Here is a 15,954-nt window from a genome sequence, read left to right on the forward strand (position 1 = left end):
CCTGCCCGGTCGGTCAATAGATCACCTTGTGAAGAAACAGGCCCCTTGCAGGAGCAGTCGCGCCTGCGAGGGGCCGCTGGCACGAAGACATGATGTCTTGGAATTCCACAGGTGTGATTTTTCCTGCACCGGCATCCTTGAGTGTACCCACAATGTTTCTCACCATGTTTTTCAGAAACCCCGACGCAGATATGCTGAATACCAGCCTTTTTTCCTTTTCGGCGGTCCAGGAGGCCCAATAGACTTCCCGTATGGTGGATGACCTGGGGCTGCCTGTATTTTCAAAGGCCTTGAAATCATGGACGCCCACAAGACTTTGGCAGCATTGGTTCATCACTTTTATATCCAGGGGGTGATTCACATGCCACACAAAATCCCTGCCCACGGCGCAGGGCTCACGCCGGTTGAGAATATAATACCGGTATTCCTTGGATTTGACATGATACTGGGCATGAAAATCCGCCGGCATCTCATGGCAGTCATGGACAACAATGGGATGGCGCATCATGCTGTTTAGCCCCTTTTTTAAAGCCCCGGGCGTCATCGCGGTCCGTGCATGGAAGTGGGCCACCTGGGCCCGGGCATGAACCCCGGCATCGGTGCGTCCTGAACCGTGAATTTTAATTTCCTGGTTCAGAATGATGGAAAGGAGCCGCTCAAGTTCGCCCTGGATGGTGGGTTTATCGGTTTGTCTCTGCCATCCGAAAAAGCGGGTGCCGTCGTATTCGATCATCAGTCTGAAATTAACAGGCCTTTTTTCTTTTATTTTCAATTACCGGTGCTCCAGGTTCTGCTTTACCTTTATATTGGCCTGGGCAACCTGGTGGGAGAGCAGGGCTGCTGTTTCTGGCCCCAGTATACGGGCGTATCTGAGGTATAGATTTTTATATGCCCTGGCCACATCTGCCTGCGCAGCCTCGCCCTGGCGGGTGGGATAGATAAAAGCGACCTTGCCCGTGTTGATCCGTTTAACCAGTTTTTTTCTGGCCAGTGCATCCACGAACCGGGTCACGGTGGAAGGATTCAGCTGGAGCAATCGGCTGAGATCCTTGGGACTGATCCCGGGGGTTTCATAGACAAGCAGCAGCAGGGACGCGTGGGCCGGTGATATATTCAGATGCTCGAATTCCTGCTCGGCAAGCTTGGTCAGGTGTCTGGACAGGGTATTGGTATTGAAAAAAAGGCAGGTATTTAAAAAATTGTCTTTAGGTGCATGCATGGGTTTTCCTTAGGGTGTGTTGCACATACAACTATCCCCTTTCAATTGATATGTCAAGACTCCGGGGGATTTGCCAGGGAAGGGGTGGAATTGGCAAAAGCTCATTTACACCAGGGGCTGAGCGTTTTATAATGGCGGCCCATAAAATTTACCATAGTTAGTTAATGTCTGGGAGACGTATCCATGAAGGGATTTAAATTTGCCGGTATTAAAGCCGGGATTAAAAAAAACGGGTTAAAAGACCTGGGGCTGATATATGCTGAAGAACCTGCTGCGGGAGCGGCCCTGTTTACCCGAAACCAGGTTGTGGCAGCACCCGTGGCCCTTGGCCGGGAAATGATCAGGGAGGGGCGGATTCAGGCCATTCTGGTCAATTCCGGCAATGCCAATTGTTTTACCGGGAGCCAGGGGCTTGAGGATGCAAAACGATGTACGGCCCTGGCTGCCAGTGTCCTGGATATTGATCCGTCCCTGGTCATGGTCTCTTCCACAGGTGTGATCGGCGCGCCCCTGCCCATGGATAAATTTGAGCAGGGTATCCCTGAAGCTGCTTCGCAGCTCAGCGCCGACGGACTTGAAGCGTTCTCCCAGGCCATTTTAACCACCGATACCTGCACAAAGATTGTCACTTGCACCGGCGAAATCCAGGGCACCTCCTTTTCCGTTACAGGGGTGGCCAAGGGGTCTGGAATGATTCGTCCGGACATGGCCACCATGCTGGCCTATGTGCTCACCGACGCCGGGATTTCACCGGATTTGCTTAAACAGGCCCTGGTTCATGCCGGAGACCGTTCCTTTAACCGGATTACCGTGGACGGGGATACCAGTACAAACGACACCCTGGCCTGTATGGCGTCGGGCTCCGGCGGTGCAGTGGTTGAGCCCGGGCCCGGCCTGGAGGCCTTCCAGGCCGTGTTGGACAAGGTTTGTTATGATTTGGCAAAGATGGTGGTCAAAGATGGGGAGGGGGCCACCAAAACCGCCTCCATCACCGTAAAAGGGGCGGAAACGCCAGAAGATGCATTCAGGGCGGCGGAAGCCATTGCCCACTCCAACCTGGTGAAAACGGCCATTTACGGGGAAGACCCCAATTGGGGAAGAATCACTGCGGCGGCGGGCCGGTCCGGCGCCAGGGTGGACCAGGACAAGATGGATCTCTATTTCGGTGACATTCCTCTGGTGCTCAAGGGAAAATGGCTGGGACCCGGGGCTGAAAAAGAGACGGCGCAATTGATGACGGCTGATGAGATTGATATTGTGCTTGACCTGAACCTGGGGGCGCATAGCGACCAGTTCCTTTTTTGCGATTTCAGCGAAGGCTATGTAAAAATAAATGCCGACTACAGGACCTAATAAGAATATGATGCGGCTGCAGAAATTTCTTGCCCATGCCGGCGTCTGTTCGAGGCGGAAGGCTGAAAGCCTGATCCTTGATGGAAAAATCAGCGTGAACGGGGTAACGGTTACGGAACTTGGAATCCAGGTCAACCCGGAAACGGACAGGGTGGCCTTTGACAATCGGCCGGTCAGGCTGGCCACGGCCGGCAGGGAATTTACCTATATCGCAGTGAATAAACCCAAAGGCGTGGTAACTACCTGTGCCCAGAAAAATACCAGGATCATCATGGACCTGGTGAAGGTGGACCAGCGGATTTATCCCGTGGGCCGACTGGACAAGGATTCCATCGGCCTGGTGCTGCTCACCGATGACGGGGAACTGCACAACCGGCTCTCCCATCCCTCCCATGACCATGAAAAGGAATATTTGGTGACCACTGTGCGTCCCGTGGGTGACAAGGCCTTGAAAGCCATGGCCGACGGCATGGTCATTGACGGGAAAAAGACACGCCGGGCTAAGGTTTTCAGAATATCAAAAAAGGGATTCAGGATTATCCTCAAGCAGGGATTAAACCGCCAGATCCGGAAGATGGTCGCACAGACCGGCAACAAGGTTGATATGCTCAAGCGGATCCGCATGGCAAATATCAACCTTGGCGGTCTAAAGCCTGGAAAGTGGCGGTATCTCACCGCCGAAGAGATTAAAAAATTAACCCAGTGACTGAATTCCCACGCTCTTTTTGATTTTGTCCAGAAAGGGAGCTGAAAATTCCCGGGCCTTCAAGGCGCCTTTCTGGAGGATGGCTTCTATATCCCCGGGATTTTTAATCAGTTCCTCGTATCTTTGCCTGGGATCTTTGAGAATCTCATTGATGTACTCGAACAATTCCTGTTTGGCACTCCCCCAGGCAATACCGGATCTGTAGCGGTCTGCCAGGGCATTGGTCTCTTCTTTTGTGGCAAAGGCCTTGTAAATGGAAAAGAGGGTACAGGTGTCCGGGTCTTTGGGTTCATCCGGACCCAGGGAATTGGTTTTGATCTTCATGATCATTTTCCTCAGCCGTTTTTCCGTATCAAACAGGGGGATGAAGTTGTTGTAACTTTTACTCATCTTACGCCCGTCCAGCCCGGCCAGCACGGCTGCGGTCTCATCAACCACCACTTCTGGAAGGATAAACAGCTTTTTATACACATGGTTGAACCGGGCGGCAATGTCCCGGGTCATTTCAAGGTGCTGGACCTGATCCTTGCCCACAGGAACTTTACGGGCGTTGAACATGAGGATGTCGGCAGCCATGAGTACGGGATAGGAGAACAGGCCCATGGTGACGCCTTTGTCGGGATCATTATATTCCTGGTCTTCGTTTTCCTGGACCGCGGCTTTGTAGGCATGGGCCCGGTTCATCAGTCCTTTGGCCGTCAGGCAGGTGATGATCCATGTCAGCTCCGGGATTTCCGGAATATCCGACTGCCGGTAAAATACACAATTATTATAGTCCAGTCCCAGGGCGATCCATGCGGCAGCAATTTCAAGGGTGGATTGTTGCCGTTTTTTGGGATCATGGTTCTTAATCAGGGAGTGGTAGTCGGCAAGAAAGTAATAGGAGGTGAGGCTGGTGTCTTTGCTGGATTCCACTGCCGGCCGGATGGCGCCCACATAATTGCCCAGGTGGGGGGTGCCGGAGGTGGTGATTCCGGTTAAAAAATCTGCGTTTTTCATATATATTCCTGTTCGTTGTATGTCAATGTTCTGCTGTAAAGGGTCGCTGACAAAGGGGAAGTACCAGAATCCCGCCCATTTATCAAGCGCAGGTTTTTTATTTGATTAAATCGTTTTCAATGGCATATCGGGTGGCAAAGGCCAATTCTGCTTTCCGGGTGGGCAGTTTCCCGTCCATTTTTTCGTTGAGAATCAGATTCAATATCTTGGTAAAAACAGGCCCCGGCCGTATGCCGATAGACAGGAGGTCCCGGCCCTGGATGAGGGCGTTAACGTGTCTGTGGTGGGTGTAAAAATTTGAAATGGCTTTCTGGACGTCTTCATTCCGGGTTAATGCCAGCATATAGAGGATGCATTCGGTTTTAAAGTTGATCAGGCCCCAATACATTTCCTGGCGGGTAATGGGAAAGCGTCCTTCAATATGGGCCAGGCGGTTTTCCGCCTTGTACCGCCGTTCAATGAGTATCTGCCGCTCCTTTACCGGCACCATGAGCCGGGTCAGGATTTCATCACAGACCCGGTAGGGCTGACGGTTGAGCAAGGCCATGAAATATACCGCCCATCTGGGGTACTCTTCTTCAACGTAGAGCAGGTCGTGCCAGGTCAGTGCCTTGTTCACTGCCTCAAATAATTCGTAGGTCTTGGGGGTGATGGATAATTCTTTGTGGATTACCTTGTGGATGCCGTAAGCCGCCATGGTTTCCATTGCCGGAATGGGATTGGGTTCGCTGAGAATCTGTTTTAGTTCGGAAAGGACCCGTAAGCCGCTTAAATGCTTGAAGGTGTCTATTCTCAAGGCGTTTTTGATCAGGTTGGACGTAACCTTGCCGATTTTGAAACCAAACCGGTTGGAAAATTTGATGGCCCTGAATACCCGGGTGGGGTCTTCCACGAAACTCAGGTTGTGGATGATGCGGATGGTTTTGTCCTTGAGGTCCCGCCCCGCACCGAAATAATCGATGAGGATACCGTAATTTTCAGGGTTCAGGGCGATGGCCAGGGTGTTGATGGTAAAATCCCGCCTTGCCATGTCCAGCTTGATGGACGAGTTTTCAACGATGGGCAGGGCGGCGGGCATGGTGTAGTATTCCCTCCGGGCCGAGGCCACATCCACCTTAAAGCTGTCTTCAAATACGATCACTGCGGTATTAAATTTCTGGTGGGGGTGGACCCGGCAGCCCTGGGCCTTGGCAAAATGCCTGGCAAAGGCGATGCCGTCGCCTTCAACCACCACATCAACATCCTCGTTGGGCCGGTCAAGGAGCAGGTCCCGGACAAAACCGCCGACCACGTATACTTCCATCCCCAGTTTTTCCGCCGTCCGGCCGATGTCCCTGAGGAGATCCTGCGTCTTGCGGTTAAGTCGCTGGTCCAGCAGGTGGCGGACATATTTTTTTCTGGCACTGGGCCGGTCCATCACCTGCTTTTCGATGCTTGAAATTTCCCGGTTGTGTTCCACGAGATAATCCAGCAGGTCGGTGCGGGTGATCACCCCCTTGATCCGTTTGTTGTCGATTACCGGTATGATCCGCTGCTTATTTTCAATGAGTTTTTCTTCGATCTCAGAGAGATCCGCTTCCAGGGTGATGGAATGGGTTTCCGAGTCCATATAGTCGCCCACCGGCTGTCCCCCCAGTTTGTGGAAGAGCAGTTTTTCAACCACCTGCCGGGTAATGTATCCTTCATAGGCCTGGGTGGTGCCGTCAACGGCCAGAATGGTATTGATATTATAACGGGTCATCAGTGCCGCTGCCTCCCGGCAGTTGCGGTCAGGGTCAATGGTGATGGCCGGGGAGGACATCAGTTTTTTAGCCACCCGGATGGTGCTGAACTGGCGCTTGAGCATGTCGAGAAGTTTCAGTTCCACCTGGGCCAGGGTCTCTCCCTCCACCTTGGCCGAGGCGGCGTAGGAATGCCCACCGCCCCCGAAAGCGGTCAGCAGCTTGCCCACATCAATTTCAGGCAGCCGGTTTCTGGCAATGATATTGATCTTAGGGCCCATGAGCACCACGGCAAAATAGATATCCAGATTTTCCATGCGTACTATCTTTTGGACAATTGAGGCCAGGTCCGGCACATAGGCTGGGGTGGCGATGGTTGACAGATGGACCTGTACCCCGTTGATCCGGTGGGCGGTCATTTCGGTAATTAACTGGTTGAGCCAGGTTACCTGTTCCGTTTTGATTTCTTTGACCACCAGGCTTGAGATGGTGTTCAGACTGGCCCCGCATTCCACAAGATAGGCCGCCTGGCGGAAATCCGCTGGGGTGGTGGAGCTGTATGTGAAATTTCCGGTATCTTCGTATATCCCCAGGGCCATGACCGTGGCCTCTTCAGGGGTGAGCGTCAACCCTTTCTCCCTCAGGATCTCACACATGATGGTGGTGGTCGCCCCGTAGGGCCGGGAGATGTCCAGGTCTCCTTTGATCTCTCCCGGCATGGGGGGGTGGTGGTCGTAAATATCTATGGTGAGATCTTTTTCTTTCAGGAGTCCGGCAACCCCTGAGAGCCGGCTTTCCTGTCGGGTATCTACAATGACCAGGCGCCGGGTGTCGGAGAAATCTATCTGGGCGGGGTCGGCCATGTTAAACAGGTAGCTCATGGAGTGGACAAAAAAGTCCCTCAGGTTTTTTTCCTGGGAACCGGGGAAAATAATAATCGCGTCGGGATAAAGCTTCTGGGCAGCTAACATGGCGCCGATGGCATCGAAATCCGCATTCATATGGCTTGTAATGACAGTTTTTGCCCTGACGGCCTTTTTTTTTCGGGTCACCTGTTAACTCCTGTTGAAAAGAATGTTTGGAGTTTATATAGTATATCCAATCTCTAAATACAATTGCCGGATAACCAGGCTGCTGCAAAGGTTTTAACATAGAGGTACGGCTGGCAAAACGAACAACCTAAATGATAAGGATACGTCATGGCTGTAGTCTACGAGTGGAAGGGGAAAAATCCAAAGGGCCGCAAGATCAAAGGGGAAATGGAGGCCGAGAGCCAGGAACAGGTCCGGCTCACTCTCGAACGGCGGAAAATCACCCCCACCCGGGTCAGGAAAAAACCCAAGGACTTATTTGAAAATATTGAGTTTCTCCAGCCCAAGGTCAAGGAAACCGATGTCATCATATTTGCCCGGCAGTTTTCCACCATGATCGACGCCGGGCTCCCACTGCTCCAGTGTCTGGATATTCTCCAGTCCCAGCAGGAAAACCCCACATTTAAAAAACAATTAAAAAAGATTAAAGAGGCGGTGGAGTCCGGGGAAACATTTGCCGATTCCCTTAAGCGATACCCTAAGGTCTTTAACGAATTGTTCATAAACATGATTGCGGCCGGCGAGGCCGGCGGTATACTGGACGTCATTCTCCAGCGGCTTTCGGCCTATATGGAAAAGATGGCCAAACTCAAAAAACAGGTCAAGGGTGCCATGACCTATCCGGCCATCACCCTGGCCGTTGCCGTCATTGTGGTGGCCGTTATCCTGGTTTTTGTCATCCCGGTATTTGATGATATGTTTTCCAGCATGGGCAGCTCCCTGCCTGCACCCACCCAGATGGTTGTGGCCATGAGCGACTTTGTCATTAATAACTTTCTCATTCTTTTCGGCGGGATCGTGGGGTTTTTCATCATTGTCGGAAGGGTTTACAAAACCAAGAAAGGGCGGATTCTCATGGACGATCTCTTCCTGCGTCTGCCCGTGATCGGGATTCTGATTCGTAAGGTGGCCGTGGCCAAGTTCACCCGCACCACCTCCACTATGATCTCTTCCGGGGTCTCCATTCTGGAGGCATTGGACATCGTCGGTAAAACCGCGGGTAATAAAATTGTGGAATTTGCCATCGCCGACGTCAAAACAGGGATTGCCGAAGGTCGGTCCATGGCCGATCCCCTCCTTGAAAGCGGGGTGTTTCCCTCCATGGTCTGTTCCATGATCGCCGTGGGGGAATCCACCGGCGCCCTGGACACCATGATGGAAAAGATTGCGGATTTTTATGATGACGAGGTGGACCAGGCCGTAAAAAATCTTACGGATATGATCGAACCCTTTATGCTGGTATTCCTTGGCGTCGTGGTGGGCGGACTGGTTATCGCCATGTACCTTCCCATTTTTACCATGGCCAGCGCAATTGGATAACCGCATCTCTTTTTCCAAGGGGGACCATGAATTTTCGATTCAGGTGAAATGGGTGATCCTGGCCCGGGCTGTTTTTTCCATTGTTCTGATTTTTTCCACTCTGGTATTTTCCAGTAATAGCGGTGATAAATTTGCGGAGCAGCCCTTTTTTTCCCTTTACAAGATGGCCGGCGGGGTACTTGTTCTTACCTTTATTTATTATCTGTGGCTCAGGTCAAGAAAATATCTCAGAACCCTGGCCTACGTTCAGACCATTGCCGATACCGGCCTGGTGACGGCCATCGTTTTTGTCACCGGATGTTTTCACTCCATATTCACCTTTCTCTATCTGGTAGTGATCATATACACGGCCATGCTGCTTCTGCAGCGGGGCGGGTTTGTGGTGGCCATTCTTTCCGGTATCCAGTACGGCCTGCTCATTGAGCTTGAATACTTCAGAATCATCTCCCCCTTTCCCGAGGCCCCCGCCCTGGCCGCCAGTGTTGACGAGTACCAGATCCTCTACCGGATTATCATTACCATTGCCGCCTGTTTTGCCGTGGCTGCCCTGAGCGGCATCCTATCCTTCCAGTTGAAAACCGCCCGTCAGGATTTGAAAATTACCCAGGAGCATTTGAAGCGGGTGGAAAAGATGGCTGCAGTTGACGAGATGATTTCCGGCATTGCCCATGAAATTAAAAACCCCCTGGCCTCTTTGTCCGGGTCAATCCAGTTGCTCAGGGATGAGGCCGAGCCCGGCTCGGACAAGGATAGGCTTATGCAGATTATCCTCAGGGAGACGGAACGGCTCGAGCAGATTGTGACAGATATCCGGTTGATTTCCAAACCCGGAATGGGCAATTCCAGGGAGACCAATATGGCCCGGGCCATTGAAGATGTCAAAACCCTGTTTATGAACACACCGGGGTGGAAATCCAGAATAGAACTGGTTACCCGGCTGGAGAAGGAGTTAATCGTTCGCATGGATCCGGTTCATCTTCAGCAGATCATATGGAATTTGGTTAAAAATGCAGCCGAGTCCATCGAAGGAAAGGGGACAATTTTTTTAACCTTGAATGCTCCCAGGAATAAACGGATTTATCTGACGGTCCGTGACACCGGCAAAGGAATAGACCCCGGAAATGCCCCCCATATTTTTGATCCTTTTTTTACAACCAAAAATGAAGGAACGGGCCTAGGACTCTCCATCATTCACAGGATCATAGATGCCTATGACGGTGTGATGGACTTCGAAAGCCTGCCCGGCAAAGGCACCGTTTTTACCCTGATTTTTCAAAATGCCCAATCCCAAAAAAGATAAGCCCTATCCATCTATTTATTGACATTTCAAGGTAAAACAGGCTATTTTACCATGTTTTAGGCTCCGGGGCCTGGTTCCGGCGGCCTATTTGCACTGAAGGTGAACCAATAGCCAGTTACGGCACCGAATAACTAATATGGAACAAACGATCTATGGATAAGACAACCAGCAAACTGCTCCAGATTCGAAAAGAAAAAATAAACGAGCTTAAAGAAGAAGGCATTCATCTTTACCCCAACGATTTTAAACCGGACTGCAGGGTCCCAGAGGTGAAATCCATCATTGAAAAGGAAGAGGAGACCCTGGGAGAAGAGGGCAGGAGCTTCCGCCTGGCCGGCAGGATGATGGCCATCAATAAGATGGGCAAATCCTCCTTTGTCCGGTTCCAGGACGGCGGGGAGCAGATGCAGGTGTATATCCAGAAAAACAAGGTAGGGGACGACACCTACGCCCTGTTCAAAAAACTTGATATCGGGGATTTCATCGGGGTGGCCGGCCCCCTGTTCCAGACCCGAACCGGCGAATGGACCATCCTGGCCCAAGAATTCCGGCTGCTGTCCAAGGCGGTCCGGCCGCTTCCTGAAAAATTCCACGGTATTAAGGATCCGGAAAAGAGGTACCGCCAGCGCTACCTGGATCTGGTGATGAATGACAAGGCCAGAAATATTTTTACAAAACGATCTGCCATTGTGGCAGCCATGCGCCGGTTTTTCGAGGAGCACGGCTTTATGGAAGTGGAAACGCCCATGATGCAGCCCCTGCCCGGCGGTGCCGAAGCTTCTCCTTTTAAAACCTGGCACAATGCGCTGGGTATGGAGCTTTATCTAAGGATCGCACCTGAGCTGTATCTCAAGCGCCTTGTGGTGGGCGGTTTTGAAAAAGTATTTGAAATCAACCGGAATTTCAGGAATGAAGGGGTGTCCACCAGGCACAATCCCGAATTCACCATGGTGGAGTTTTACCAGGCCTATGCCACCTATGAGGACCTCATGGATTTAACCGAAGTGATGTTTGAGTCCATTGCCGAAAAGGTGACGGGTTCCCCGACCATTGAGTACCAGGGGGAGACCATTGATTTTTCCCAAGGCTGGAAACGGATTTCCATGATTGATTCCCTTTCCGAAATCGGCGGTATTGATCCGGCCATCATCAATGATACCCAGGCACTTTTGGCGCATGCTGAACAGGAAAATATCCACATCACCAAAAAGGACCGCCACGGCAAGGTGCTGACCAAGCTTTTCGACGCCCTGGTGGAACCCAAGTTGATCCAGCCGACCTTTATCACCGGATATCCGGTGGAGGTCTCTCCATTGTCCCGGAAAAGTGATACCAACACAGAACTCACCGACCGGTTTGAGCTTTTCATTGCCGGCCGGGAGATTGCCAACGGGTTCTCCGAGATCAACGATCCCGAAGACCAGCACAATAGGTTTCTCATGCAGGTTCGCCAGAGGGATGAGGGCAATGACGAGGCCCATATCATGGACTCCGACTATGTTGAGGCTCTTGAATACGGGATGCCCCCCACGGCAGGACAGGGTATCGGTATCGACCGGCTGGTTATGCTGCTCACTGATTCGGCCTCCATCCGGGAAGTCATTCTCTTTCCGCACATGAAAAACGCTTAAGGCATTATGCCTGCTGAATTTTTCATAGCCAAAAAATACCTTAAAGCCAAACGGAAAGAAGGGTTCATTTCTTTGATTACCTTTCTTTCCGTTGCCGGTGTCATTCTCGGCGTCATGGCCCTGGTGGTGGTGATCGCTGTGATGAGCGGGGCTGAAACGGAATTCAGGAAACGGATTCTTGGCCTGGAACCCCACATCCTGATCATGAATTACGGCGGCAGCTTTAAGCAGGATGCTGAACTCGTCGGGAATATACAAGGCCTTTCAGGGGTGGAGGGGGTTTCACCCATCCTTTTCGGGCAGGCCATGATTCGTACCAAACGGTCTTTTTCCGGCATCATGGTACGAGGGGTGACACCGGACAGCGGCGCTGCACTGATCAAAGGGTATTCCCCGGAAGACCTTGAACGAGCCCTTGCCGACTCATCCAATGAAAGGGGGAACGGCAGCCGAGACAATGCAAAGAGGCTGCCCGGCATTATTCTCGGAAAGGAACTGGCCAATTCCGTCGGTGTCATCACCGGGGACAGGGTGGTGCTCATGTCCGCATCCACCATCATTTCCCCCATGGGGCAGATTCCTTCAATGAAGCAGTTTATTGTCCGGGGAACATTTGAATCCGGCATGTCCGAATATGATGCCGCCCTGGCCTATGCACGGCTGGACCAGGTGCAGTCTCTGGTTTCGGCCAGGGGAAAAATTTCAGCCCTTGGGGTCTGGGTGAAAGATATCTTTCATGTCAAAAATTTGAGAAAACAGGATATGGGGTTTATCCAATATCCCTATTATATCCGGGACTGGATGGACATCAACCAGAGTCTTTTTTCAGCGCTCAAGCTGGAGAAAACCGCCATGTTCGTCATTCTGACCCTGATTATTCTAGTGGCAGCCTTCAATATCGCTTCGGCCCTGATCATGATGGTCATGGAGAAAACCAAGGATATTGCCGTCCTCAAGGCCATGGGGGCCACCCACGGAATGATTCGCCGCATTTTTATGATAAAAGGCATGCTCATAGGCGTAACCGGCACCATTATCGGTACCTCAGCCGGAATATTGGTCTGTACCATTCTTAAAAAGTACCAGTTTATCAAATTGCCTGCGGCATACCCCTTTTCAACCCTTCCGGTACAGCTGGAATATACGGATGTGGCCCTGATCGGCCTATCCGCAGTGTTGATTTGCTTTTTATCCACATTGTACCCGGCGTACAAGGCATCTCGCATGGATCCTGTGGAGGCCATTCGGTATGGATAATGCGACCTTGATTTCCCTTGAGGGCATCAGCAAGGCTTTTATTTCCAGTTCCGTTTCACTGGAGGTATTGAAGAATGCCGATTTCCATATTGGCAAGGGTGAAACCATTGCCGTCGTGGGTGCCTCCGGGATCGGGAAATCCACACTTCTAAATATCATCGGCACCCTTGACCGGCCAGACTGCGGCAGGTTGATGTATGGAAAAGAGGACGTGCTCACCTACGGGGATGAAAAACTGGCACGGTTCAGGAACCGGAAAATCGGATTTGTTTTTCAGTTTCATTATCTGCTCCAGGGATTTACCGCCGTTGAAAACGTCATGATGCCGGGCCTGATTTCCGGCGAAAACAAAAAAACTATTGAAAAACATGCAGTAAGTATGCTTGAAAGGGTAGGACTCGCCGGGCGGATTACCTACCGGGTGGAGGACCTTTCAGGCGGCGAACAGCAGCGGGTTGCCATTGCCAGGGCCCTTGTCCTTAAACCGGATATGCTACTGGCGGATGAACCCACAGGCAACCTGGATCAGGAAAATTCCGAAAGCGTCCACCGTCTCATCAAAGAGGTGAACCGGGAGATGGGAATGACCGTTATGGTGGTCACCCATAATACGGAACTTGCCGGGATGCTGGACAGACGGGTAACCTTGAACCAAGGCAGGATCGTTCCTGCATAAACCAATCAGGACTACTTTTTAGGGACTATTTATGAAACAAGCTAAAATCGGTGTCATATTGACAGTTCTTTTTTATCTTTTTGGAGCAACGGCATTGGCTGCTGAACAACAGGTCAGTGTGGCGGTGTTCCCTTTCCATGTTCAGGCGGAATCTGCCAATGACAAAATTAAAACCGCCGTGCCAGGCATGCTCAGAGAAAAGCTTGAAAAAGACGGGGCCAAAATCATCCTGGTTGAAAAAGAGACCGACACCACCGGCTGGGAGTACGAGCGGTTCAGGGAAGAAGGTATCCGTCTGGGCGCAGACTGGATCATTACCGGCGATATTTTTATTGCCGGCCAGGGGATCAGTATTGATACCCAGATGCACAATGTGTATGAAAACCAGCTGCCTCTGACTTTTTTTTCCCAGGCACCCAATATGGGAGAACTTTTTTCCGCGGTGTCTACCCTGGGCAAAAGCATCACCGGTGAGCTGTTCCAGAAGAAAATTATTTCCGCCATCCGTGTTGCCGGCAACAACCGGGTTGAATCCGATGCCATATTACGGGTGATCAAGTCCAAAATAGGAGATTTGATGAATCCGGCTTCCATTAACAAGGATCTGGGCCTGATTTACAAGATGGGGTATTTCGATAATGTAATCGTTGAAAAGAATACCCTGGACCGGGGGGTCGAGATTGTTTTCCAGGTGGATGAAAAGCCCAGCGTCAGGAATATCCGGTTTGAGGACAACAGCATCTATAAAGACGAGGAACTTTTTGACGTGGTCGGCACCAGCACCGGTTCCATTCTTAACGTATATAAAATTAATAATGATGTTGAAAAGCTCAAACGCCTCTATTTTGAAAAAAATTATCACAATTGCCAGGTGACCTATGAGATAAAATCTTTGAAAAACCACCAGGCCGATATTATTTTCACCGTTGACGAGGGGGAGAAGATAAGGATTGAATCCATTGTTTTCGAGGGCAACCAACACTTTGACGACGATGATATCAAAGACGTGATGGAGACCCAGGAAAAGGGATTCTGGTCTTTTCTTACCTCTTCAGGCGACCTGGATGAAACCGAATTAGACAATGACGCCATTCGTATAGAATCCCTTTACAAAAATAACGGATTCATCAATGTAAAGGTGTCAGATGCCCAGATCGACATGGGTGAAGAAAGTATTACCATCCGCTTTAAGATCGACGAAGGGGACCAGTACAAAAACGGCACCGTGGCAGTTAAGGGTGACATACTGACCTCTGAATCTGAGTTACTGGAGTTGTTGGTTTCTCAAGAATCAGAGCTCTACAACCGGGAACTGATCCGCAAAGACATGATCACTCTCAATGATCTTTATGTCAACTCCGGTTATGCCAATGCCCGTATCCGGCCAATGGTCAATAAAGACAACGATAACAAAATTGTTAACATCACCTTTGAGATAAACAAAGGGGAACTGGTTTACTTTGACAGGATTATCATTACCGGCAATTCCAAAACAAGGGACAAGGTCATCCGCCGGGAGCTGGCCATCATGGAGCAGGGGCTTTATTCAATGAAGGGCATCCAGCGCAGTCACAGAAACCTGTCTGTGAGGGATTTCTTTGCCAACGTTGAAATCAAGCCGGTTAAAACCGACAAGCCCAACCAGCGGGATGTGGAAGTCAAGGTTACGGAAAAACCCACGGGCAATTTCGCCTTTGGCGGTGGGTTTTCCAGTGACGACGGTCCCTTCGGCCAGTTTTCCATCGAAGAAAGAAATCTGTTCGGCAAGGGGCAGCATCTCAAATTTACCACCCGGCTCTCCGGTAAAAACGCCCTGTTCAACATCGGGTTTACCGAGCCCTGGCTATTTGACAAGCCTATATCCGCAGGGTTTGATATCTACAAATTCGAAAACGAATATGATCACTATGACAAGGATGCCATGGGGCTGACCCTAAGAGGCGCTTACCGTCAGTTCTGGGATTATACCGCCATAGGCATCAATTATAACATTGAGAAGTTTGATATCTCTGATGTTGATACTACACAGACACGGGTTCGTGAGGGGGATTACCTCACTTCCTCCATTGAACCCTATATTTACTATGACTCAAGAAATCACAGATTTTTACCCACCCGCGGGATGTACCACAGGTTGTCCATGGAGTATGCTGGGGAGTTCCTGGGCGGAGAAATTGATTTCACCAAATACAAGGCCGAATCATCCATCTACTTCCCATTGTTCTGGAAATTTTCCGGGGCCCTCTATGCCAAGGGAGGCTACCTGGATGACAGGACAAACGGCTCACCTGACATTGACTGGGAGCGATTCTATCTTGGCGGCATCAAATCCATCAGAGGATTTGACAACACCGATATCAACGCCACCCCCGCCGGTTCAACCATAGAACGGGGCGGTGAAAAGTTTATCCAGTTTAATGCCGAAATGATGTTCCCAATCCAAGAAGACGCAGGGGTATACGGGGTGATTTTTTATGACCGCGGGGACGTATATGCCAACGGAGATGACATCGATCTCGGGGACCAGTTTTCAAGTAGCGGATTTGAGCTAAGATGGAATTCCCCCATGGGGCCCATCCGCCTGGCCTACGGCATTGTCATTGACGGCAAAACCGTAAAAAGCACTGGAGACGGACAGTTTGATTTTTCCATCGGCGCATTCTTTTAACGCCGTTTAAATC

At 50.8% G+C, this 15,954-nt stretch carries 12 protein-coding genes; 8 read left to right on the forward strand and 4 right to left on the reverse strand.

Annotation, left to right across the window (positions count from 1 at the left end; translation table 11 throughout):
• Positions 1–13 precede the first annotated feature (13 nt).
• Together truA and HUN04_00130 are read right to left on the reverse strand one after the other, a co-directional pair.
• Positions 14–733, reverse strand: a complete 720-nt coding sequence (truA, locus tag HUN04_00125) for a tRNA pseudouridine(38-40) synthase TruA (protein WDP93102.1) — start codon at positions 731–733, stop codon at positions 14–16.
• A 39-nt stretch (positions 734–772) separates the two neighbouring features.
• Complete coding sequence (locus HUN04_00130; protein WDP88239.1) at positions 773–1,219, reverse strand: MarR family transcriptional regulator; 447 nt, start codon at positions 1,217–1,219, stop codon at positions 773–775.
• Positions 1,220–1,402: 183 nt separating this feature from the next.
• Between HUN04_00130 and argJ the strand changes: the two genes are divergently transcribed.
• Positions 1,403–2,572: a bifunctional glutamate N-acetyltransferase/amino-acid acetyltransferase ArgJ gene (argJ, locus tag HUN04_00135; protein WDP88240.1), complete on the forward strand. Its 1,170-nt coding sequence runs from the start codon at positions 1,403–1,405 to the stop codon at positions 2,570–2,572.
• Positions 2,553–3,278, forward strand: a complete 726-nt coding sequence (locus HUN04_00140; protein WDP88241.1) for an rRNA pseudouridine synthase — start codon at positions 2,553–2,555, stop codon at positions 3,276–3,278. Before argJ ends, HUN04_00140 begins: the two co-directional genes overlap by 20 nt.
• Here HUN04_00140 and trpS read toward each other — a convergent pair.
• Both trpS and HUN04_00150 read right to left on the reverse strand, forming a co-directional pair.
• A complete protein-coding gene (gene trpS / locus HUN04_00145; GenBank protein ID WDP88242.1) occupies positions 3,267–4,277 on the reverse strand; it encodes a tryptophan--tRNA ligase in 1,011 nt (336 codons plus the stop codon). The two genes, HUN04_00140 and trpS, sit on opposite strands and share 12 nt — an antisense overlap.
• Positions 4,278–4,374: 97 nt before the next feature.
• Positions 4,375–7,050 (reverse strand): CBS domain-containing protein, encoded by a 2,676-nt coding sequence (locus tag HUN04_00150; GenBank protein ID WDP88243.1) that lies wholly within the window; start codon positions 7,048–7,050, stop codon positions 4,375–4,377.
• Between the two features lie 147 nt (positions 7,051–7,197).
• Between HUN04_00150 and HUN04_00155 the strand changes: the two genes are divergently transcribed.
• From HUN04_00155 to bamA, 6 genes are all read left to right on the forward strand, one after another.
• Positions 7,198–8,409 carry a type II secretion system F family protein gene (locus HUN04_00155; GenBank protein ID WDP88244.1) on the forward strand — a complete coding sequence of 404 codons (1,212 nt, stop codon included), beginning with the start codon at positions 7,198–7,200 and terminating at the stop codon, positions 8,407–8,409.
• Positions 8,410–8,413: 4 nt separating this feature from the next.
• Positions 8,414–9,709 (forward strand): two-component sensor histidine kinase, encoded by a 1,296-nt coding sequence (locus HUN04_00160; protein WDP93103.1) that lies wholly within the window; start codon positions 8,414–8,416, stop codon positions 9,707–9,709.
• Positions 9,710–9,861: 152 nt separating this feature from the next.
• On the forward strand, positions 9,862–11,340 hold the full coding sequence (gene lysS / locus HUN04_00165) for a lysine--tRNA ligase (protein WDP88245.1): 1,479 nt from the start codon (positions 9,862–9,864) through the stop codon (positions 11,338–11,340).
• Between the two features lie 6 nt (positions 11,341–11,346).
• Positions 11,347–12,597: a lipoprotein-releasing ABC transporter permease subunit gene (locus HUN04_00170; protein WDP88246.1), complete on the forward strand. Its 1,251-nt coding sequence runs from the start codon at positions 11,347–11,349 to the stop codon at positions 12,595–12,597.
• Positions 12,590–13,273, forward strand: coding sequence for an ABC transporter ATP-binding protein (locus HUN04_00175; protein ID WDP88247.1), 684 nt, complete (start codon positions 12,590–12,592; stop codon positions 13,271–13,273). Before HUN04_00170 ends, HUN04_00175 begins: the two co-directional genes overlap by 8 nt.
• Before the next feature lie 31 nt (positions 13,274–13,304).
• Entirely contained in the window at positions 13,305–15,941 is a 2,637-nt protein-coding gene (bamA, locus tag HUN04_00180; protein ID WDP88248.1) for an outer membrane protein assembly factor BamA, read from the forward strand.
• The last annotated feature ends 13 nt before the right edge of the window (positions 15,942–15,954 follow it).

The sequence above is a fragment of the Desulfobacter sp. genome (genome assembly GCA_028768525.1).
Classification (GTDB): Bacteria; Desulfobacterota; Desulfobacteria; order Desulfobacterales; family Desulfobacteraceae; genus Desulfobacter.

Coding starts and splice junctions, on each gene's coding strand:
- HUN04_00155 (WDP88244.1), top strand. CDS start 7,198: ATGGCTGTAGTCTACGAGTGGAAGGGGAAAAATCCAAAGGGCCGCAAG.
- truA (WDP93102.1), bottom strand. CDS start 733: ATGATCGAATACGACGGCACCCGCTTTTTCGGATGGCAGAGACAAACC.
- HUN04_00175 (WDP88247.1), top strand. CDS start 12,590: ATGGATAATGCGACCTTGATTTCCCTTGAGGGCATCAGCAAGGCTTTT.
- argJ (WDP88240.1), top strand. CDS start 1,403: ATGAAGGGATTTAAATTTGCCGGTATTAAAGCCGGGATTAAAAAAAAC.
- HUN04_00170 (WDP88246.1), top strand. CDS start 11,347: ATGCCTGCTGAATTTTTCATAGCCAAAAAATACCTTAAAGCCAAACGG.
- lysS (WDP88245.1), top strand. CDS start 9,862: ATGGATAAGACAACCAGCAAACTGCTCCAGATTCGAAAAGAAAAAATA.
- HUN04_00130 (WDP88239.1), bottom strand. CDS start 1,219: ATGCATGCACCTAAAGACAATTTTTTAAATACCTGCCTTTTTTTCAAT.
- HUN04_00140 (WDP88241.1), top strand. CDS start 2,553: ATGCCGACTACAGGACCTAATAAGAATATGATGCGGCTGCAGAAATTT.
- trpS (WDP88242.1), bottom strand. CDS start 4,277: ATGAAAAACGCAGATTTTTTAACCGGAATCACCACCTCCGGCACCCCC.
- bamA (WDP88248.1), top strand. CDS start 13,305: ATGAAACAAGCTAAAATCGGTGTCATATTGACAGTTCTTTTTTATCTT.